Genomic DNA, 20,989 nt, shown 5'->3' on the forward strand with positions numbered 1-20,989 from the left:
CTCTCCTCCTGATCCCCCTCCTCATCCGCGCTGGTAGCGCGCCAGCACCCGGTTGCCGTCCCCCACCAGGCGCGCGCGCAGCTCGGCGGTGTCGATGGCGCCGCTGTAGTACTCCTGGAACGCGGGGGTGGCGACCTTGTCCTTCCACTCCGGATAGCCGCGCACCGACTGGGCGGGGGCCGGGCTCAGCTGCCGGGCGACGGCCACGCCGGTGGCCCAGCCGTACGCGGGGGTGCGCAGGGCCGGGTCGGCGAGGGCGGCGGTCGAGGTGGGGAGCATCCAGTCCCCGAGAGCGAGCCGGACCGTGTTGCGCGGCTGGAGGAAGAAGTCGAGGAAGAGCGCGGCCTCCCTTTTGTGCGGGCTGTCCTCGGCGATGGAGAGGGTCTGCGGGCTGACCCCCTGGGCGAGCCCCGCCGCCCCGGCGGGGGCGGGCAGCACCGTCCAGTCGAAGTCCTTCGGCGCCTGCCGCACGATCTGCTGCCGGTACGAGAAGCCCAGCGGGACCATGGCGTACTTCCCCCCGAAGAAGCCGGGCAGGGTGTCCGAGCCGCCGCTGCCGAGGGTGGCCGGGGAAGCCGTGCGGTCGGTGTCCACCATGGCGCGGATGGTGCCCGGCACGACCGCGTCCCCGGCCTCGAAGCGCAGCACGGCCTTGCCGTCGGGGTCCCGGTGGAAGAGCCGGCCGCCCGCCGAGAGGCCGAGGTTGAGCGAGACGGACACCGGCTCCCGCAGCGGCCAGGCGACCGCGTACCGCCCCTCCCCCATGGCGGCCGTCAGGTCCTTGGCGACCTGCCGGAACTCCTCCCAGGTCCACGGGTGTTCGGCGGTGGGGACGCGGACCCCGGCGTCCTTCAGAATCGTCCGGTTGGCCATGATCATGCGCGGCTCCTGGAGGAACGGCACCCCGTAGATCCCGTCCCCGAAGGTGGTGCTCTGCCAGGAGCGCGCGGGGATGTCGGCGCGCAGCCGGTCGGGCAGCAGCCCGCGCAGGTCGGCGAGGTAGCCGCCGTAGGCGAAGTCGGCCAGGTCGTCGGAGGCGTCGTGGATGAGGTCGGGCGCCTCGCCGCCCTCGAAGGAGGTGAGCAGCTGGTCGTGGACGGAGTCCCAGCTGCCCTGGACGTAGTCGACCTGGATGCCCGGGTGGGCCGCGTTCCACTCCCGCACCAGCCGCTTGTTGGCGTCGACGGACTCCGGCTGCCAGGCCAGGGACTGGAAGCGGAGCCGGACCACGCCGTCGGGTGTCCGGTCTCCCGTGGCCGCGCAGCCGGTGAGGAGCAGGACGAGCGCGGTCGCGGCGGCGGTCAGCAGGCGCGCGTACCTCATGACTTCACCGCCCCGGCCAGCATGCCGCCGGTGATCCGCCGCTGGATGAGGGCGAAGACGACGAGCGAGGGGAGGGTGGCGAGGAAGGCCGCGGCGGCGAGCGGGCCGAGGTCGGCGACGCCCTCGGCGCCGAGGAAGTGGGTGAGGACCACGGGCAGGGTCTGTTTCTCGGGGGTCTTGAGCAGGACGAGCGCGAAGAAGAACTCGTTCCACGCGGTGATGAAGGCGAAGAGCGCGGTGGCGACGATGCCGGGGCCGAGCAGCGGGGCGGTGACGGAGACCAGCACGCGCAGCCGTCCGGCGCCGTCGACGGCCGCCGCCTCCTCCAGCTCGACGGGGACGGCGCGGACGTAGCCGGTGAGCATCCACAGCGCGAAGGGCAGCGACCACACCACGTACACCGCGGTCAGGCCGGCCAGGCTGTTCACCAGACGCAGGTGCTTCAGGACGAGGAAGAGCGGGATGATCAGCAGCACGAAGGGGAAGGCCTGGCTGACCACGACCCAGCCGGTGGCGGCGGAGGTGAGCCGGGAGCGGTGCCGGGCCAGCACATAGGCCATCGGGGTGGCGACCAGGACCGCGACGAGGGCGGCGGCGAGCGCCGCGAGCAGGCTGTTCCCGGCCGCCCTGAGCAGCGGCTGCTCGTCGAAGGCCTGCCGGAAGTTGTCGAGCGTGGGGTCGCGCGGGATCCAGGTGGGGTGCGGGGAGCCGAGCTCGGCGGCGGGCTTGAAGGCGGTGGAGATCAGCCAGAGGAACGGGAAGGCGAGGAAGACCAGGTACGCGAGGAGCGCGAGGTACTGGCCGAACCGCGCGGGCCCGCTGGTGCGGAAGGCGCTCACCGGTCCTGGTCCCCCTTCAGGCGTCCGACGAGATACAGGGCGAGGAGGAGCGAGATCACCGCGACCATCACGCAGCCCATGGCGGCGGCGTAGCCGAACTGGCCGTAGCGGAAGGCCTCCTCGTAGGCGAAGAGCATGGGCAGCCGGGTCCGGCCGCCGGGTCCGCCGCCGGTCAGCACGTAGACCAGGGCGAAGGAGTTGAAGTTCCAGATCAGGTTGAGGGCGCTGATGGCGAGGGCGACCGGGCGCAGCGCGGGCCAGGTGACGGTGCGGAAGCGCTGCCAGGCTCCGGCGCCGTCGAGGGCGGCGGCCTCGTGCAGCTCGCGCGGGGTGTTCTGGAGTCCGGCGAGCAGGGCGACGGTGGTCTGCGGCATCCCGGCCCAGACGCCGACGACGAGCACGGCGGGCAGGGCGGTGGCGAGGCCGCCGAGCCAGACCGTGCCCTCGCCGAGGCCGAGGTCGCGCAGGGTCTCGTTGAGGATGCCCGCGTCCGGGTTGTAGACCAGCCGCCACATGATGCCGACGACGACCTCGGGCATCGCCCAGGGGACGATCGCGAGGGCGCGGGCCAGCCAGCGCAGCCGCAGCTTCTGGTCGAGCAGCAGGGCGAGGCCGAGGGCGAGCAGGAACTGCGGGACGGTGACGCCCACCGCCCAGAGCAGGCCGATGCGGAAGGAGTCCCAGAAGAGGGTGTCGTGGAGCAGGTCCCGGAAGTTGAGGGCGCCGATCCAGCCGGTGGCCTGGGTGCGGCCGGACTGGGCGTCGGTGAAGGCCAGCGCGATGCCGTAGAGGATCGGGCCGACGCTGAGCAGCAGGATGGGCAGGAGGGCCGGGAGGACCAGGAACCAGGGGCTGTGGAAGAGGCCGGGGCGGGGGCGGCCGGGCCCGGGGTCCCGGGCGGGCGTCCGGCGCCCCGCCGGCCGCCTGTCCGCGGTCGTCGTACTCACCGGCCCGCCCCCTTCGCCCGGCCCACCCGACGGTCCCGGCCCGGCCGGTCCGTCCGGTGCGCCGCCTCGCGTCGGTCACCCTGTCCAGGGCGGTCATCGTCCTGAGGGGCCGTCGGTTCGTCAAGGCGACCTGCGCGGATGCGAGACTTTGGCGCGATAGCGACGGCTGTGGGGAGAGAACGATGGACGAGGCACGGGCCCGGGAGATCCTGGCCGCCGCCGGACTGCGGGCGGACGGCGCGACGCTGCTGGCGCTGGGCGAGAACGCGGTGTTCGCCCTCGGCGAGCTGGTGGTCAAGGTCGGCCGGGACGCCGAGCTGCTGCCGCGCGCCGAGCGGGAGCTGGCCCTGGCCGGCTGGCTCGCGGAGGCCGGTGTCCCGGCCGTGCGGGCGGCGGAGCCGAAGCCGCTGGTGGCCGAGGGGCACCCGGTGACCCTGTGGCACCGGCTGCCGGAGGCGGTCCGGCCCACCGAGCCCCGGGATCTGGCGCCGCTGCTCCGGCAGGTGCACGCGCTGCCCGAGCCGACCGGCTTCACGCTGCCGCGCCGGGAGCTGCTCGGCGGGGTGGAGCGCTGGCTGCGGCTGGCGGGCGAGGCGATCGACCCGGCGGACGCGGCCTTCCTGCGCGAGCGGCGCGACTCCTTCGCCCCGGCGGCCGCCGCCCTCGCCCCGCGTCTGACGCCGGGCCCGATCCACGGCGACGCGCTCCCCCGCAATGTGCATGTCGGGCCCGAGGGGCCGGTCCTGGTGGACCTGGAGACCTTCTCCTCCGATCTGCGCGAGCACGACCTGGTGGTGCTGGCCCTGTCCCGCGACCGCTACGGCCTCGACCCGGCCGCGTACGAGGCCTTCACGGAGGCGTACGGCTGGGACGTGCGCGACTGGGAGGGCTGCGCGGTGCTGCGCGGGGCGCGGGAGACCGCGAGCTGCGCCTGGGTGGCCCAGCACGCGCCGGCCAATCCGAAGGCGCTCGCCGAGTTCGAGCGGCGGGTCGCCTCGCTGCGGGACGGCGACCCGGAGGTGTGCTGGTACCCCTTCTGAGAGTCGTCCTGACATCATGGCCCCCTGTCGAAACGGCTGCCGGGAACGGGGTGTTGTGATGCGGATGGAGCTTTCGGACGTCACGCTGGACGTCGAGGTGAGCGGCGAGGGGCCGGCCGTGCTGCTGGTGCACGGCTTCCCCGACTCGCGCGAGCTGTGGCGGCACCAGGTACCGGTGCTCAACGCCGCCGGATACCGGACGATCACGCCGACGCTGCGCGGCTTCGGCGCCTCGGACCGGCCGGAGGGCGGCCCGGAGGCGTACTCCCCGGCGGCGTCGGCGGCGAACCTGGTGGAGCTGCTCGGCCGTCTGGAGATCGACCGGGCCCATCTGGTCGGCCACGACTGGGGCTCGGGCATCGTGCAGGGCCTGGCCCAGGTCCGGCCGGAGCTGGTGCGGAGCCTGTCGATCCTGTCCGTCGGGCACTTCGGGGCGATCCGGGACGCGGGCTGGGAGCAGCGGCAGCGCTCCTGGTACATGCTGCTGTTCCAGCTGCCGGAGCTGGCCGAGAACTGGCTGTCCCACGACGACTTCGCCCACTTGCGCGAGATGCTCGGCGAGCACCCCGACGCGGAGGCCGTGCTGGAGCCGCTGCGGGCGCCGGGCGCGCTGACGGCGGCGCTGAACATCTACCGCTCGGGCCTGCCGGCGGAGGTCCAGTTCGCCCCGGTGCTGCCGCTGCCGCCGCTGTCGGAGCAGATCCCGGTGATGGGCGTCTGGTCCACCGGCGACCGCTTCCTCACCGAGGCGCAGATGACGGGCACGGAGGCGTTCGTCGCCGGGTCCTGGCGCTACGAGCGGGTGGAGGACGCGGGCCACTGGCTCCAGCTGGACCAGCCGGAGAAGGTCAACGAGCTGCTGCTCTCCTTCCTGAAGGAGAACGGATAGCTCCAGCGGATCTAGCCCGCCACCGGCGCCGGGGCGCGCAGCGGCCAGAACGGGTCGACGACGGCGTCCGCGCTGCCCTTGCGGCGCAGGAAGGACTGGAAGTCCTCGGCCCACTCCCGGTACCAGCCGATCTGCCGCTCGTGCAGCTCGGCCGGGGCCAGGGCGGCGACGGAGGCGTGCCGCTCGGCTATCGCGACGGCCACCCCCACCGCGGCCAGCGCGTCGGCGGCCGCCTGGTGGGCGGCGGTGAGCTCCACCCCGTACTCCGCGCAGACCGCTTCCAGCGTGCGCTTGCCGCGCCGGTAGCGGTCGACGGCCCGGTCGATGGTGTACGGGTCGATGACCGGGCCTATGGAGGGGGTGCCGAGGCGCTCGGTGAGCGAGGGCAGCCCGTGCCGCCGCAGCTCGGCGGAGAGCAGGGTCAGGTCGAACGAGGCGTTGTACGCGACGACCGGGACGCCCTCCTTCCAGTACCCCGTCAGGGTCTCGGCGATCTCGTCGGCGACCTCGCGCACGGGCCGGCCCTCGGCCGCCGCGCGCTCGCTGCTGATGCCGTGGATCGCGGAGGCCTGCTCCGGGATGCGGATGCCGGGGTCGGCGAGCCAGTCGTGCCGGCGGACCACCCGGCCGCCGTGGACGCCGACGACCGAGGCCGTGACGATCCGGGCCTCCAGCGGTTCGGTGCCGGTGGTCTCCAGGTCGAAGCCGACCAGCGGTTCCGCGTGCCAAGCCATCGGGTCCTCCTTACGTGATCTCCCCCGTGGTGCTGAACACCCTCGCACGCGCCACTGACAATCCGGCCGGGGGGCGGCCCGAGCGGTCAGGAGACAGGCCGGGAATCGAGCCACACGGACTCGAATTCCTCCCGGTATGTCCAGAAAAGTCCGTGTTCTCCGTCACGATCGGGGCCGTGCCCGGGCCGCACCACGGTCCGCCCGCCGCCGCGCAGCACCAGCACGGGCGCCTCCATGCCGCGCGCCTTGCGCAGATACGACTGGACGACGGCCACCCCGTCCGGCCCGTCCCCGTCGACCAGGTAGGCGGTGAAGCGCGGGGTCTCGTCGAAGACATGGATCTGGAAGGCGCCCGGGTCGCGCAGCTTGGAGCGGACCCTGCGCATGTGCAGGATGTTCATCTCCACCGCGCGGCTCAGCTCGCCCTTCTTGAGGCCGAGTTCCCGCTCGCGCCGCTTGACCGCGCTGCTGGCCGGGTTGAGGAAGAGCAGCCGGATCCGGCAGCCGGACTCGGCGAGCCGGATCATCCGGCGCCCGGAGAAGTTCTGCACCAGCAGATTCAGGCCTATGCCGGTGGCGTCGAGCCGCCGGGCCCCGCCGAACAGGTCCTCGGCGGGCAGCTGCCGCTGGAGCCTGACCCGGTCGGGGTGGACGGAGACGACATCGGCGTACCGGTCGCCCACCAGGTCCTCGACGGCGTCCACCGGGAGCCGGTCGGCGGACGGCACCCCCGCCCCGCTCCCGAGGATCTCCAGGAGCCGGGCGGAGGCCCGCTCGGACTGGGCGAGCACGGTCAGCGAGAGGGCCCGGTTGCGGGAGACGACGTTACGGGTCACCTCCAGCTCGTCCAGGGCCAGTTCGACCTCGCGCCGGTCGTCGAAGTACGGCTCGAAGCAGGGCCAGTGCTGCACCATCAGCTCCCGCAGCTGCGGAAGGGTCAGGAAGCTGAGCACGTTGTCGTCGGCCGGGTCGAGCAGATAGCCCTTGCGGCGCGAGACCTCGCGGACGGCCACCGCCCGCTGGACCCACTCCTGGCCGGCCGGCCCGGCCGCGGCCACCACCCACTCCTCGCCGTGCACCGGCTCGTAGACCGGCCGCAGCACCGCCGCGACGACGGCCCGCAGCCGCTGCTCGACGAGGTTGAGCCAGATGTAGGCACGGCCGGCCCGCTGGGCCCGGGTGCGCACCTCGCTCCACGCGTCCGCGCCCCAGTCGAGCTCGGCCCCGATCTCCACCGGGCGGGCCACGGAGACCGCGCCCGGCGGCGCGTCCGCGGGCTCCGATTCGTGGCCCGCCTCCCCTGGGGGCAGCTCCAGACCTCCCGAGCTCACCCGCGCACCGCCTTCTGCTCCCGGACACAACGATCAAGGAAGGGTACTCCGGGAGCGGGAGGCGGTGCAGCAGGATCGACCGGCCCGTTGCTCAACTGCTGGGAACGGGAGCTCCGTTCTGCCCGGCGAGTTCGGCCGGAGTGAGCGGATTCATAGCGGTTACGTCCCTGGGGGCGAGCTGGAATCCCTGCCAGTGGACCGGCATCGGCTGCTGGTCCTCGTCCCGGGCGATGTGGTGGAAGCCGATGTTGACCCACACCGCCGGGTTGGTCAGCGTCTCGCCGTTGACCCACTTGTCCACGCTGTTCGGCGCGTTCGGGCCGCAGTTGAGGATGTTGTTGCTGGCGAACTGCTCACAGGCCCGCGCCTGCGTGAAGTAGATGTCGTGCTGGGTGAACGGGCGGCCCGCGTAGCTGTTGGTGTGGCCGGGCACGATCTCGTACGAGCGGGCGTGGCCGTCCTTGTTCTTGCCGGTCGCGCTCACCACCCGCCACCAGCGCATGTTCTTGGCGTCGCCGGCGAGTTCCTTGGTGACCGGGGTGCGGGTGGTCTTCACGGTCGGGCTGCCGTCCCGGGCGGGCGGGGTGACCTTGGAGTCGTACTGCTCGATCCGGCCCTTGGAGTTGCCGTCCAGGCCGAAGTCCAGCTTCCAGAAGACGTTGTGGGCGTGGCTGGTGGCGTAGTCGCGGGCGCCCTTGCCGATGGGCCAGCCGCGCCCGTCGGTGGCGTTGTAGTCGACCGGCGACAGGCTGCCGGTGGCGCCCACGTTGGCGCCTATGGTGCCGTCGGAGGAGAAGCGCCACTCGGTGATGTACTCGTACCAGCCGACCTTGTTGACCGTGTAGACGAGCAGGTCCTTGCCCTGCGCCTGCCAGACCTTGCCGGGCTCGTCGGCGGCCATCCGGTAGGCGTGGCCGCGGGCCCGGGTGGTGGTGCACAGGCCGTCGACCTTGCCGATCTCGGGGACCTTCACCGAGGTGATGGTGCCGCCGGGACACTCGCCGGGCTTCAGGCCCTGGAGGCCCCAGCCGAAGCCGGCGCCGGTGAGGTCGTCGTACTCGGCGTTGCCGTCGTCGTACGGGACGTGGATCTGCGCCAGCTTGGCGCTGTTGAGCACCCGGATCGGGGCGGGCTCGCCGGGCGGCTGGTAGGTGACCTTGTCCAGGACGAGCCCGGAGTCGGTGTCGTAGCGCCAGCACATGCGCCAGACGGTCCCGCCGTCCAGCTTCTGCTCGATGCGGTACGCGGCGGAGCAGTCGGGGGCGGGCGGCGCGGGGGCGGCGCTGACAGGGGTGGCGGCGGTCGTGGTGGCGACGGTGGTGCCGAGCAGGGCGCCGGCGGCGAGGACGGCGCCCCGCCTGCGGGCACGCCGAAGTCGCGGTTCGGACATGGGTGCGTACTCCCTCGGTACGGATGTGCGGATGGTCTCCCCGGCCGGTGGTCGGCCGACGCGGGGTGGTGCGGGCCGGTGGTCAGCCGACGCGGGTGACGGTCCTGGCGCTGAGGTCGACGATCAGGTTCCGGGTGTCGATCCAGGCGCCGTTGAGGACCTTGGTGACGAGCCGAACGCACCGGTGCTCGCCGCACTTGGCGAGCTGGGCGGGGACGTTCGCCTCGCGGTAGGTGCGGTAGACGTCGCCGTTGAACCAGAGCTGTCCGGCGGAGGTGAGCTCCTTGCCCGTGGCGTCCTTGTAGTCCTCCTTGACGCCCTTGCCGAGCGGGCTCGCCAGGATGAGCCCGAGGGCCTCGCGCAGCTCCTCGGGGTGGGCGGAGGGCTGCACCCCGCGCTGGGCGCCGGACTGCTCGACCTTGCCGGTGTCGAGGTTAACCGTACGGGTGATGAGCTCGTCGCGCCCGTAGTCGTAGAAGCGGACCTCGGCGCGGCGCGGGCCGGAGGACGGCTCGCCGGGCAGAGGATCGGCCAGTTCCGTGGCGAGGTGCTGGGGGCCTCGGCCGCCCTCGACGTTCTTCTGGGCGGCGGCGCCGGGCGGGGTCAGCGCCAGCGCCTCGGCCCGGCGCAGCTCGTCGTCGGTGAGCGGGTCGGTGCCGATCCCCTTCGCCCCCTCGGGCGGCGCCGAGGCGAGGGCCGCCGGGCCCGGCTCGGATCCGCGCTCCCCCGCTCCCCCGCCCTGCTGTCCGCCCCCGCCGGCGCCCTGGGCGCCCTGGGCCGCGGCGCGGCCCGGCGGAGACTCGTCGGCCCCGGCGATGCCGGGTACCGCGACGGCGACGGCGATGGCGGTCCCCGTCACCGCCATGGCCGTGCCGGCCACCACCTTCCCCAGGTGACGGCGCACTATTTCGTACACACTTCTCCCCTTGAAGCAGGATTTCCCCTATTTATCTGTGGTCACCCGGTAGGACGGTGCGAAGTCCTAGGAGGTTGCCCCTCTTTCGGGCAGGATCTGGCCGAAGTACACCCCTTGCACCCGGATCAGAAGTGGAAGAGTTCGTCTATGCAGGTCTGGCCGGGTCAGGCGTACCCCTTGGGCGCCACCTACGACGGCGCGGGAACGAATTTCGCGGTCTACTCCGAGGCCGCGCACCGGATCGAGCTGTGTCTGCTCCACGACGACGGCTCGGAGACCGCGGTGGAGCTGCGCGAGACCGACGCCTTCGTGCGGCACGCCTATCTGCCGGGCGTGATGCCCGGTCAGCGCTACGGCTTCCGGGTGCACGGCCCGTACGCGCCGGAGCGCGGGCTGCGCTGCAACGCGGCGAAGCTGCTGCTCGATCCGTACGCGCGTGCGGTGTCGGGCGCGGTGAAGTGGGGCGAGTCGGTGTACGGCTACCCCTTCGGGCGGCCGGACGCCCGCAACGACCTCGACTCGGCGCCGGACACCATGACCTCGGTCGTGGTGAACCCGTACTTCGACTGGGGCGACGACCGGCGGCCGCGCACCGAGTACCACCACACGGTGATCTACGAGGCCCATGTGAAGGGCCTGACCATGCTCCACCCGGACCTGCCGGAGGAGCTGCGCGGCACCTACGCGGGGCTCGCGCACCCGGCGGTCATCGGCCATCTGAAGGAACTGGGCGTCACGGCCCTGGAGTTGATGCCGGTCCACCAGTTCGTCAACGACCACCGGCTGGTGGACGCGGGCCTCTCGAACTACTGGGGCTACAACACGATCGGCTTCTTCGCCCCGCACAACGCCTATGCCTCCTGGGGCGACCGGGGCCAGCAGGTCCTGGAGTTCAAGGCGGCGGTGCGGGCGCTGCACCAGGCGGGCATCGAGGTGATCCTCGACGTGGTCTACAACCACACCGCCGAGGGCAACCACCTGGGCCCGACGCTCTCGTTCCGGGGCCTGGACAACCCGTCGTACTACCGGCTCGGCAACGACCCCCGGACGTACACGGACACCACCGGCACGGGGAACTCGCTCCTGATGCGCTCCCCGCACGTCCTCCAGATGATCATGGACAGTCTGCGGTACTGGGTGACCGAGATGCACGTGGACGGCTTCCGCTTCGACCTGGCGGCCACCCTGGCCCGCCAGTTCCACGAGGTGGACCGGCTGTCGTCGTTCTTCGACCTGGTCCAGCAGGACCCGGTGGTCAGCCAGGTGAAGCTGATCGCCGAGCCGTGGGACCTGGGCGAGGGCGGCTACCAGGTGGGCAACTTCCCGCCGCAGTGGGCCGAGTGGAACGGCAAGTACCGGGACTGCGTACGGGACCTGTGGCGCGGCGAGCCGCGCACGCTGGCCGAGTTCGCCTCGCGCCTGACCGGCTCCTCCGACCTCTACCAGGACGACGGGCGGCGCCCGCTCGCCTCGGTGAACTTCGTGACCTGCCACGACGGTTTCACCCTGCGCGACCTGGTGTCGTACAACGACAAGCACAACGAGGCGAACGGCGAGGGCAACCGGGACGGCGAGAGCCACAACCGCTCCTGGAACTGCGGCGTCGAGGGCGACACCGACGACATCGGGATCGGCGAGCTGCGGGCCCGCCAGACCCGTAACTTCCTGGCGACGCTGATGCTGTCGCAGGGCGTGCCGATGCTCAGCCACGGCGACGAGTTCGGGCGCACCCAGGGCGGCAACAACAACGCCTACTGCCAGGACAACGAGGTCGCGTGGGTGCGCTGGCCGAAGCCGGGCGGCGAACCGGAGGCCACGCTCCTGGAGTTCACCCGGGCGATGGTGCGGCTGCGCCGGGAGCATCCGGTCTTCCGGCGCCGCCGCTTCTTCCACGGGCGGCCGGTGGAGGGCACCCACGACGAGCTCACCGACATCGCCTGGTTCACGCCCGAGGGCGAGGAGATGACCTCCCGGGACTGGCAGGCGGCGCACGCGCAGGCGCTGACCGTCTTCCTCAACGGCGACGCGATCTCGGAGCCGGGCCCGCAGGGCGAGCGGATCTCCGACGACTCCTTCCTGCTGATGTTCAACGCCTCCGCGCAGGAGCTGGAGTTCGCGGTGCCGGACAGTCACGGCGAGTCGTGGAAGGTCGTGGTGGACACCTCCCATCCGGAGGGCATGCCGCCCGAGGTGGGCCCGATGGTGGCGGCGGGCGAGCGGGTGGCGCTCGCCCCGCTCACGCTGACGGTGCTGCGACGGCCCGCCTGACCGGGGCGGTACGGACCCGGACCGCCCAGGACAGCACGGCGCAGGCCACGGCCGCCCCGGCCGCCACCCCGAAGGCGGCCGGGGCGCCGTGCGTGTCGGCCAGCCGGGCCGCCCCGGCCAGCGCCAGGGCCTGGCCGCCGACGATCCCGCTGGTGAGGAAGGCCATGGACTCGGCGAGCCGGGCGGGCGGCACGATGCGCTCGGTGAGGCCGAAGACGGTGATCAGGTGCGGGGCGTAGGCGACGCCGAGGACGACGACGCCCGCGTACAGCCCGCCCAGCGTGTCGACGAGGACCAGGGGCGCGGCGAGCACCACGAGGGCGGCGGTGGCGGCGCGCCAGCGGGTGCCCAGGCCGATCCGGGCGGGCACGGCGGCCATCGCGAACCCGGCGGCGGCGCTCATCACGCCCATCGCGGCGTAGACCAGGCCGGCCTGGTCGGGCGTGCCGAGCCGTTCGGTGAGGGCGGTGATCCCGGCCTGCGAGGCGCCGAACATGGCGCCCTGGAGGACCATCGTGATCCGCAGGGCGTACGTGGCGGCGGGCAGCCGCGTCCGTTCGGCGGCCCTCGTACGGGTGGTGTCGCGGACGGCCGCCGAGCGGGCGGTGGGGTGCAGGGCGAAGGCGGTGCCGCAGCCCGCGAGGAGCGCGGCGGCGGTCAGCAGGGCGGCGGCCGGGTGGGCGACGGACGCGGCGAGGCCCACCAGGGCGGGGCCGAGGACGAAGGAGACCTCGTCGAGGGTGCCCTCGAAGGAGAGCACGGTGCCCACCGCCCGGTCGTCGGCGCCGGCGGCGCGGGCCAGGTTCACCGAGCGGGTCCTGGCGAGCGGGCCGATCTGCGGGACGGTGGCCCCGGCGAGGGCGCCGAGCAGCATGAGCGTGCCGGTGCCGGAGCGGTCGAGGGCGGCGAGCACGAGGGCGGTGACGGCGACGGCGTTGGCGAGCGCGGCGGCAAGGACCACGGGCCGCTGGCCGTGCCGGTCGGCGAGCCGGCCGATCAGCGGTCCCGCGAGGGTCTGCCCGGCGGCGAGCGCGCCGCCCGCGAGGCCCGCGGTGGTCAGCGAGCCGCTGGTCTCGGCGACCAGGAGGAGGCTGCCGAGCTGGCACATGGCGGTCGGCAGCCGCCCGAGGAACGAGACGACCGGCAGGACCGGTCCGAGCAGGGACAGCGTGTCGCGATACATCCGAAGCATCACGCGAACGTAACGCGATGCACTCGAACGGGCGCATGCGTCGATGACACAGAAGCCTCCGTGCCGGGTACGTACGTTCGCATGACGTCCTCTTCGCCGGCCCGGCCCGGAGCCCCCTCGTCCGAGCGGACGCTGCCCACCGCCACGTACCGCCTCCAGCTCCAGCCGGACTTCCCCTTCGCCGCCGCCGAGCGCGCCGTGCCGTACCTGGCCGGCCTCGGGGTCTCGCACCTGCACCTCTCGCCGGTCCTGGAGGCGGTGCCCGGCTCGACGCACGGCTACGACGTGACCGACCACCGTGCCGTACGGGCCGAACTGGGCGGCGAGTCGGGGCTGCGGGCGCTCGCGGCGACGGCGCGGGGGCACGGCCTGGGCCTCGTGCTCGACCTGGTGCCCAACCACATGGCGGCGGCGCCCCGGCACAACCACGCGCTGCGGGCGGTGCTCCGGGACGGCCCGGACTCGCCGTACGCCCGCTGGTTCGACATCGACTGGACGGCGGGCGACGGGCGGATGCTGCTGCCGGTGCTGCCCGGCCGACTCCCCGACGTACGGGACCGGATGCGGGTGGCGGACGGCGTACTGACCCTGGACACCCAGGAGTTCCCCCTGAGGGAAGGCACGGAGAAACTACCCCTGGACGCCCTCCTGGACGCCCAGTGGTACCGCCTGGCCTGGTGGCGCCTGGCCCGCACGGACCTGAACTACCGCCGCTTCTTCACCATTTCGGACCTGATCGGCGTCCGCGTGGAGGACCCGGAGGTCTTCGAGGCCACCCACGCGAAGATCCTGGAGCTGGTGGCGGACGGGGTGGTCGAGGGCCTGCGCATCGACCACCCGGACGGACTGGCGGACCCGGAGGGCTATCTGGAGCGCCTGGAGGCGGCGACGGGCGGGCGGTGCTGGACGGTCGTGGAGAAGATCCTCACCGGCGAGGAACCGCTCCCCGCCTCCTGGCCGGTGGCGGGCACGACAGGCTACGACGCACTACGCCACGTGGACGGCGTATTCACCGACCCACTGGGAGTCGACGAACTCGCTGACATCTACCGGGAGTTCGTAGGCCGCTCGGGCGACCGGGGCGGCTACTGGGAGGCAACCGCGCGCCGCGCGGCGTACAAGGTGGTGACCCATGAACTGGGCTCGGAGACGGCCGCGCTGACCCGGCTCGCCGGCCGGATCTGCGCCGCCGACCCGGAGCTGCGCGACCACGCGCCGTGGGCGCTGCACACGGCGGTGCGCGAACTCCTGGTCAGGATGCCGGTGTACCGGACGTACCGCACCGGCGGCGAGCTGGTGCTGACCCCGGAGGCGGCGCGGGGCGCGAAGGCGGCGTTCGCGGTGCCGGAGGAGGCGACGGCGGTGGACACGATCCGCGACCTCGCCCTGGGCGCACGCGGCGACGGCCCCGACCACCGCTCCTTCCGGGCCCGTTTCGCCCAGACCTCCTCCGCGCTGCGGGCCAAGTCGACGGAGGACACGGCCTTCTACCGCTACACGCCCCTGCTCTCGGCCAACGAGGTGGGCGGCGACCCGGGCCGTCCGGCGGTGTCCCCGGACGAGTTCCACGCGTACTGCGCCCGTATCGCGCGCGACTGGCCGGCCACGGGAACGGTCCTCACGACCCACGACACCAAACGCAGCGCGGACGTACGGGCCGGGATCGCGGTCCTCTCCCAGTGCCCGCAGCGCTGGGCTGAGCTCCTGGAGGAGGCCTCCGGGGTGCCCGCGCCCGACCCCCATCTGGCGTGGACGGCCTGGCAGACCGCGTTCGGCTTCGGCACCCCGGACGCGGCGCGGCTGGGCCCGGCGATCCTGAAGTCCGTACGGGAGGCGGGCCTCCACACCAGCTGGACGGAGCCGGACGAGGCGTACGAGCGAGCGGTCACCGACTTCGTGACGGCAGGCCCCGGCCGCCTCCCCCTCCGCACCGCCTCCCCGTCGGCCCTAACCCTGGAACCCCACATCAAGGCCCACATCCTCGGCGCGACCCTGGTCCACCTCACGATGCCGGGCGTACCGGAGCTCTACCAGGGCACGGAGCGCCTGTACCGCGCCCTGGTGGACCCGGACAACCGCGCCCCCTTCGCCCCGGGCCCGGACGACGAGAAGACCCACCTGGTCCGCACCGCCCTGAGCCTCCGCCGCACCCACCCGACCCTCTTCGCCCCCGACTCCCCCTACCACCCCCTCCCCGCCACAGGCCCGTCCGCCCCCCACTGCCTGGCCTTCACCCGCTCCACCCACACCCTGACCGCCGTAACCCGCCTCTCCCTCCGCCTCACGGAAACCGGCGGCTGGCGGGACACGACCCTCACCCTCCCCCGGGGCCGCTGGCTCGACCTCCTGGACGGGTCCCGGGAGTTCACGGGCGGGCCGGGGACGCCGGTGAAGCTGGCGGAGCTGTTCGAGGGGAGGCCGGTGGGGCTGCTGGTGCGGGCGGGGTGACGCGCTTCGACGCCGCCGGGACCCGGGACAGGCCCCGCCCCGGTTCAGCGCCAGTAGTGGTCCGGGTTCGATCCGCAGGTCCACTGGATGACCGAGGCCCCGTCGTTGGTGGCCGCGCCCAGGACGGCCAGGCACTTGCGGCTGTTCCAGTTCACGAACTGGTTGGCCTGCCTCGCACTGTCGTAGCGCAGGGCCCAGTACTGGTCGACGAACAGGTGCTCGGTCGCGTTGCCGCAGAAGTACTGGGTCGCGGGGGCGTAGTCCCCGGTCTGGGCGGCGTCGATGGAGAGGCACATGCCGCTGTTCTTGTTCCGTATCGAGTACCAGCTCTCGCCGTCGCCTTCGCCCTCGTACCGGATCTCCCAGTAGTGGTCGGTGTTCGCTCCGCAGGTCCACTGGATCAGGCGCGCGGCGGGTTGCTGGGTCGCGCCGGGCACGGCCAGGCACTTGTTGGAGTTGTAGTTCCTGATCCAGCCGTACGCCGTCGTGCCGAGGGGCGAGATCCCGGGGCGGGGGACGGGCTTGGCGGACGGGGCGGGGGACTGCCTCTCCGCCGCGCTCCCCGCCGCGGAGCTCGGGGCTCCGGTACCGAGGAGCAGGGCTGTCGCGGCGGCGAGCGCCAAGGCCGGGCCGGCGAGGGTCCTGAACATCGGACGGGCGTTCATGTGTCCTCCAGCATGACGGTTCGATGACTCGACTCGGTCACGCATGCTGGCAGACGCCCGCCACAGGAATCTAACGGTCCGTCAGAGATGGCTTGTTCGTGGCGCCTTCGCCGCTCCGGAGCGGCTCAGCCTCCCGGTCGTACGATCAGGCTCCGGGGCGCCCGGGTGATCACGCCCGTCCACTCCGGGCGGAAGCCGTCCGCCAGGCGGAGGCGCGGCATGGCCTGGAAGAGGGCCCGCAGGGCGTATTCCGCTTCCAGCGCGGCCAGGTCGACGGCGGGGCACCGGCCCGTACCGTAGGTCAGCTGGCCCGGGTCGTCGCGCAGCGGGTCGAAACGGTCCGGGTCGCGGAAGCGCTCCGGGTCGCGGCCCGCCGCGCCGATCAGGAGGGCGACCTGGGCCCCGGCGGGCAGGACGCCCGATCCCGTACGCACCTCGCCCCGGGTACGGCGCATGACGATCTGCACCGGCGGATCGCGGCGCAGCGACTCCGTCCACGCGCGGGCGACCAGGCCCGGCGGGGCGTCCCGCAGCGCGGCCACCTGGTCGGGGTCGCTCAGGACCGCGGCGAGGAAGGCCGCCAGGGCTTTCTCCCGTACCGCTATCTGGCCCGTGCACTGCCCCACGAGCGCGGACGCGGCCCGGCCGCGCACCAGACGCATCATGTCCCGGTACGGCACGCCGACGGCGGCGGCCACGGTGCCGGCCGGCAGCCAGTGGCAGAAGTCGGCGACCAGGTCGGCCTGCGGCCGGTCGGCGATCCGGCGGGCCAGGACGAACGCCGTGCGTTCGGTGACGGCCCGCAGCTCGGCCCCGGCGGGCCCGTCGAGGTCGCGGTGGGTCTCCGCGCAGGGCGGGTCTCCGGGCCGGTGCCCGTGGGTGAAGCGGGCGTCGGTGAGGGCGCTCGCCACGTCCGCGTACCGGCTGAGCACCCAGGCCCGCAGCAACGGGTCGTGGGTGAGCGGGAACTGCTCCCGCAGCACCCGGTAGACGCGGTACGGGTCGCGGGTGGCGCCCGGTTCCAGGGGACTGGGCGCGATCCGGCGGACCGCGCGGTCCCTCGTCCCGTCGGCGGGTCCCCGCCCGGCGGGTGTCATCGTCGGCAGAGCGGCCCAGTGGTCCCGCCACGGTGCGTGCGACTGGTTCGGCTCGTCGCTCATCTCGCCCCCTCGTCGGTCAGCGGCGCGCGTCTCCCCAGCCCATCACCGGGCAGACCCGGACGCAGCAGGTATACCGCCGTTCGGGTGACGCGTGGAGGGGGTGGCGGGTCAGGTCCGGGTCACGCCTCGGTCAGGTCCGCGTCAAGTCGGGGGCGATACTGGACCGATGTGGGGCCAGCATCGGCCAATGCCAGGACGGTTTCGGATCGATTCTGACCGGTTCCGACCGGTTCTGGCCAGCCCGGGGCGGCCAGGGTCACCCCGGGTCACCCCGGCGACAGCCGGAACACCATCTGTCCGAACCCCACCATGTCCCCCGCCCGCACCACCACCGCGCCCGTCACCCTGCGTCCGTTGACCGTCGTGCCGTTCGTGGAGCCGAGGTCGCGGAGGACCCACAGGCCGCCCTGCTGGGAGAGTTCGGCGTGCAGGCGGGAGACCGTCTCGTGGCTGAGGCGCAGTCCGTTCACCGGGTCGCGGCCGATCCGCAGCGGATGCGGGCCCGGGATCGGCAGGAGCAGTTTCGGCAGGCGCTCGGCGCGCCAGGCGCGGCGGACGCTCACGGTGAACGCGGACATCTTCTCCACCGCGCCCACCACCCGCCGGGTCCAGGGCGAGGGGGCCGTCAGGTCCGCGGTGAGCAGGGCGAGTTCGTCGGAGCGGCGGGCGGCCAGGGCCCGCTCCATGCGGAACAGGAAGGTGTCGTGCGACAGACGCCCCTGGGCGGCACCCTCACGGAGCACCGCGAGCGCGCGGTCCCGTTCGGCGTCGGTCAGCCGAGGGACGTCCGGCTGGTTGGCCGGGAGCTCGAAGGGTGTGGTCACCCCGTGATTGTCGGACGGACGGCCCCGGGGTGTCCAGAAGGGCCCCGATAACTCGCGGGCGCCCCGTCCACCTGCGCTGATACGGTCTGCCGACTCTTACTACCAGGGGGACACCCGTATATGACGTTCGTTGTCCGACCGCTCTCGGGATCTGACGAGCTGGAGCTCTTCCAGGGGCTCGACTACGTGCTCGACCACGAGCTCGCCGACGACCTGGCCACCGGCCGCCGCCGCCCCGACTGGATGTGGGTGGCGCTGCGCGGCGACCGCCTGCTCGGGCGGATCTCGTGGTGGACCGGGCGGGCGGGCGCCGGCCCGCAGGCGCTCGACTTCTTCGACCTGGACCCGGCGCTGCCCGCCGAGGAGGCGGCCGCGGTCGGTCTGCGTCTCCTGGAGACGGCGACCGCCGCCGTCGTCCCGGCGGGCGCGGCCCGCCCGGAGTTCAGCCGGTTCATTCCGGCGGACTGGCGTGAGGTCACGGAGACCCGCGCGGCCCTGGAGACGCTCTTCGGCGTGCTGACCGCCTCGGGCGCCCGCCCGCTCGTGGAGCGGCTGCGTCTGGAGTGGCGGGCGGGCACGCCCGTGCCGGAGCCGAGCGGACGGCTGGTGTTCCGTCCGGTGCGGGACCGCGAGGACCTGCTCACTCTGATGACCCCGGTCATGGAGGGCACCCTCGACGCGCACGGCCAGGCCGACCTGGCCTCCGGGCTCTCGCCGCGCGAGGCGGCCGAGCTGCACTACGACGAGGAGCTCGGACGCTTCTCGACGCCCCGGGAGTGGTGGCGGATCGCGGAGCTGCCCGGGACCGGGGAGCCGGTCGGCTTCGTCGTGCCCGCGCGCAACAACTACCACCCGATCATCGCGTACCTCGGCGTCCTGCCCGCCCACCGCGGCCGGGGCCACATCGACGACATCCTCGCCGAGGGCACCCGGGTCCTCGCCGCCGAGGGCGTGCCGAACATCCGGGCCGCCACCGACCTCGGCAACGTCCCCATGGCGAACTCCTTCGCCCGCGCGGGGTACGTCACCTTCGAGCGGGCCGTCAACTACGTGTGGGACGCCCCGGCGCGGCCGTGAGGACAAGATCGCCGATGCGCCGGGCGGGGCGGTGCTCCGACTGCCAGGATGGTCCCGTAGCCGTTGATCAGTCGACGAGGGGACCGTCCCGTGCTGTTCGAGGTGTGGGCGCCGCACGCCCGTGACCGGGTGACGCTGGAGCTGAACGGCGAAGGACACCCGCTGGAGCGGGACGCCGAGCGGCCCGGCTGGTGGACCGGCGTCGTCCCCGCCGCCGACGGCGACCGCTACGGCTACTCCCTCGACGGCGGCCACCCGCTGCCCGACCCCCGATCCCGGCGCCTGCCCGACGGCCCGGACGGCCTCGCCTCGGTCGTCGACCACGACGCGTACACCTGGCGGAACGCGGCCCCCCGGCTGCGGATGCGCAGTGGCGTGCTGTACGAGCTGCACGTCGGCACCTTCACCCCCGAGGGCACCCTCGACGCGGCGGCGGCGCGGCTCGGGGAGCTCGCCGGGCTCGGCGTCACCCATGTGGAGCTGATGCCGCTGTGCCCGTTCCCCGGGGTGCGCGGCTGGGGGTACGACGGGGTGGCGCCGTGGGCGGTCCACGAGCCGTACGGGGGGCCCGAGGCGCTCAAGCGCTTCGTGGACGCCGCCCACGGGCTCGGTCTCGGGGTCGTCCTGGACGTCGTGCACAACCACCTGGGCCCGTCCGGCAACCACCTGCCGTCCTTCGGACCGTACTTCACCGACACCCACCACACCCCGTGGGGCGCCGCCGTGAACCTGGACGCGCCCGGCTCGGACGAGGTCCGGGCGTACTTCCTGGGCAGCGCGCTCGCCTGGCTGCGGGACTACCGGATCGACGGGCTGCGGCTCGACGCGGTGCACGCCCTCGTCGACACCCGGGCGCTGACCTTCCTGGAGGAGCTGTCGGCGGCCGTCGACGAACTCGCCAGGGAGCAGGGGCGGCAGCACTTCCTGATCGCCGAGTCCGACGCGGGCGACCCGCGCACCACCACCCCGCGCCCGGCCGGCGGCCTCGGCGTGCACGCGCAGTGGAACGACGACTTCCACCACGCCCTGCACACCGCCCTGACCGGCGAGTCGCAGGGCTACTACGCGGACTTCGCGCGCGCCCCGCTGGCCGCGCTCGCCAAGACCCTGACCCGGGTCTTCTTCCACGACGGCACCTGGTCCAGCTTCCGGGGCCGCCACCACGGGCGCCCCGTGGACCGCGAGCGGACCCCCGCGCACCGCTTCCTCGGCTACGCCCAGACCCATGACCAGATCGGCAACCGGGCGACCGGCGACCGCCTTTCGGCCACCCTCTCCCCCGGTCTGCTCGCCTGCGCGGCGGCCCTCGTCCTGACCGGGCCCTCGGTGCCGATGCTCTTCATGGGCGAGGAGTGGGGCGCGCGGACGCCGTGGATGTACTTCACCGACCACACCGATCCCGAGCTCGCGGAGGCGGTACGGCGGGGCCGGCGGCGGGAGTTCGCGGCGCACGGCTGGGCGGAGGAGGACGTGCCCGACCCGCAGGACCCCGCCACCCGGGACCGCTCGGTCCTGGACCGCACCGAGCGCGAACGCGACCCCCACAAGCGGCTGCTCGCCTGGTACCGGGAGCTGATCGCCCTGCGCCGCACCCTGCCGGACCTCACCGACCCCGACCTCGCCGGGGTGAAGGTGGCGTTCGACGAGGACGCCCGCTGGCTGGTGTTCCGGCGCGGCGACGTCCGGGTGGCGGTCAACCTGGCCGACCGTCCGGCGGACATCGCGCTCGGCTCCAACGGCCGCGACCGGGTCCTCGCCGCGTGGGAACGGACGGAGGCGCCCGGCCGGGACGGGGTGCTGCGGCTGCCGGCCGAGTCGGCGGTGGTTCTCACCGACGGGTGAGGGGGGCGGGCGGGGAGGCCAGGGCGCAGGGGGGCCGGGAACGGGGCGGGCGGTGGGCCCGCGTCAACCCCATGGCCCCCGGGTGACCCACCCCCCACCTGCCC

17 protein-coding genes are annotated in these 20,989 nt (G+C 73.5%); 6 read left to right on the forward strand and 11 right to left on the reverse strand.

Going from position 1 to position 20,989, the window contains the following annotated elements; all coding sequences use genetic code 11:
• Positions 1-21 precede the first annotated feature (21 nt).
• The 3 genes from ABTZ54_RS18100 to ABTZ54_RS18110 are packed head-to-tail and all read right to left on the reverse strand — an operon-like array spanning position 22 to position 3,109.
• Entirely contained in the window at positions 22-1,323 is a 1,302-nt protein-coding gene (locus ABTZ54_RS18100) for an ABC transporter substrate-binding protein (protein ID WP_351664107.1), read from the reverse strand.
• A complete protein-coding gene (locus ABTZ54_RS18105; protein ID WP_351664109.1) occupies positions 1,320-2,162 on the reverse strand; it encodes a carbohydrate ABC transporter permease in 843 nt (280 codons plus the stop codon). Before ABTZ54_RS18105 ends, ABTZ54_RS18100 begins: the two co-directional genes overlap by 4 nt.
• Complete coding sequence (locus ABTZ54_RS18110) at positions 2,159-3,109, reverse strand: carbohydrate ABC transporter permease (RefSeq protein ID WP_351664111.1); 951 nt, start codon at positions 3,107-3,109, stop codon at positions 2,159-2,161. The genes ABTZ54_RS18105 and ABTZ54_RS18110 overlap by 4 nt, the downstream gene beginning before the upstream one ends.
• Positions 3,110-3,291: 182 nt before the next feature.
• Here ABTZ54_RS18110 and ABTZ54_RS18115 point away from each other — a divergent pair, with 182 nt between their 5' ends.
• Together ABTZ54_RS18115 and ABTZ54_RS18120 are read left to right on the forward strand one after the other, a co-directional pair.
• Entirely contained in the window at positions 3,292-4,149 is an 858-nt protein-coding gene (locus ABTZ54_RS18115; RefSeq protein WP_351664113.1) for a phosphotransferase enzyme family protein, read from the forward strand.
• 64 nt (positions 4,150-4,213) lie between these two features.
• Positions 4,214-5,038: an alpha/beta fold hydrolase gene (locus ABTZ54_RS18120; protein WP_351664115.1), complete on the forward strand. Its 825-nt coding sequence runs from the start codon at positions 4,214-4,216 to the stop codon at positions 5,036-5,038.
• Between the two features lie 11 nt (positions 5,039-5,049).
• On the opposite strand, the gene ABTZ54_RS18125 is transcribed toward ABTZ54_RS18120, so the two are convergent.
• From ABTZ54_RS18125 to ABTZ54_RS18140, 4 genes are all read right to left on the reverse strand, one after another.
• Positions 5,050-5,772, reverse strand: a complete 723-nt coding sequence (locus ABTZ54_RS18125; protein ID WP_351664117.1) for an exonuclease domain-containing protein — start codon at positions 5,770-5,772, stop codon at positions 5,050-5,052.
• Between the two features lie 86 nt (positions 5,773-5,858).
• Positions 5,859-7,103: a DUF5919 domain-containing protein gene (locus tag ABTZ54_RS18130; protein WP_351664119.1), complete on the reverse strand. Its 1,245-nt coding sequence runs from the start codon at positions 7,101-7,103 to the stop codon at positions 5,859-5,861.
• 91 nt (positions 7,104-7,194) lie between these two features.
• Positions 7,195-8,493 (reverse strand): copper amine oxidase, encoded by a 1,299-nt coding sequence (locus ABTZ54_RS18135; RefSeq protein WP_351664120.1) that lies wholly within the window; start codon positions 8,491-8,493, stop codon positions 7,195-7,197.
• An 82-nt stretch (positions 8,494-8,575) separates the two neighbouring features.
• Positions 8,576-9,409, reverse strand: a complete 834-nt coding sequence (locus ABTZ54_RS18140) for a Tat pathway signal sequence domain protein (protein ID WP_351664122.1) — start codon at positions 9,407-9,409, stop codon at positions 8,576-8,578.
• A 147-nt stretch (positions 9,410-9,556) separates the two neighbouring features.
• Between ABTZ54_RS18140 and glgX the strand changes: the two genes are divergently transcribed.
• Entirely contained in the window at positions 9,557-11,677 is a 2,121-nt protein-coding gene (gene glgX, locus ABTZ54_RS18145; RefSeq protein ID WP_351664124.1) for a glycogen debranching protein GlgX, read from the forward strand.
• Here the strand turns inward: glgX and ABTZ54_RS18150 are convergent.
• Positions 11,646-12,860, reverse strand: a complete 1,215-nt coding sequence (locus tag ABTZ54_RS18150) for an MFS transporter (protein ID WP_351664269.1) — start codon at positions 12,858-12,860, stop codon at positions 11,646-11,648. The genes glgX and ABTZ54_RS18150 overlap by 32 nt on opposite strands.
• A 90-nt stretch (positions 12,861-12,950) precedes the next feature.
• Here ABTZ54_RS18150 and treY point away from each other — a divergent pair, with 90 nt between their 5' ends.
• Positions 12,951-15,317: a malto-oligosyltrehalose synthase gene (gene treY / locus ABTZ54_RS18155; RefSeq protein ID WP_351664126.1), complete on the forward strand. Its 2,367-nt coding sequence runs from the start codon at positions 12,951-12,953 to the stop codon at positions 15,315-15,317.
• Between the two features lie 44 nt (positions 15,318-15,361).
• Here treY and ABTZ54_RS18160 read toward each other — a convergent pair whose 3' ends face one another.
• From ABTZ54_RS18160 to ABTZ54_RS18170, 3 genes are all read right to left on the reverse strand, one after another.
• Positions 15,362-15,982, reverse strand: coding sequence for an RICIN domain-containing protein (locus tag ABTZ54_RS18160; protein WP_351664128.1), 621 nt, complete (start codon positions 15,980-15,982; stop codon positions 15,362-15,364).
• Positions 15,983-16,107: 125 nt separating this feature from the next.
• A complete protein-coding gene (locus ABTZ54_RS18165; protein WP_351664130.1) occupies positions 16,108-17,142 on the reverse strand; it encodes a cytochrome P450 in 1,035 nt (344 codons plus the stop codon).
• 266 nt (positions 17,143-17,408) lie between these two features.
• Entirely contained in the window at positions 17,409-17,966 is a 558-nt protein-coding gene (locus ABTZ54_RS18170; RefSeq protein ID WP_351664132.1) for an FHA domain-containing protein, read from the reverse strand.
• A 120-nt stretch (positions 17,967-18,086) separates the two neighbouring features.
• Here ABTZ54_RS18170 and ABTZ54_RS18175 point away from each other — a divergent pair, with 120 nt between their 5' ends.
• Together ABTZ54_RS18175 and treZ are read left to right on the forward strand one after the other, a co-directional pair.
• Positions 18,087-19,043, forward strand: coding sequence for a GNAT family N-acetyltransferase (locus ABTZ54_RS18175; protein ID WP_351664134.1), 957 nt, complete (start codon positions 18,087-18,089; stop codon positions 19,041-19,043).
• Positions 19,044-19,133: 90 nt separating this feature from the next.
• Positions 19,134-20,885 (forward strand): malto-oligosyltrehalose trehalohydrolase, encoded by a 1,752-nt coding sequence (gene treZ / locus ABTZ54_RS18180; RefSeq protein WP_351664136.1) that lies wholly within the window; start codon positions 19,134-19,136, stop codon positions 20,883-20,885.
• The last annotated feature ends 104 nt before the right edge of the window (positions 20,886-20,989 follow it).

The organism is Streptomyces sp. NPDC094032, from assembly GCF_040303965.1.
Taxonomy (GTDB): Bacteria; Actinomycetota; Actinomycetes; order Streptomycetales; family Streptomycetaceae; genus Streptomyces.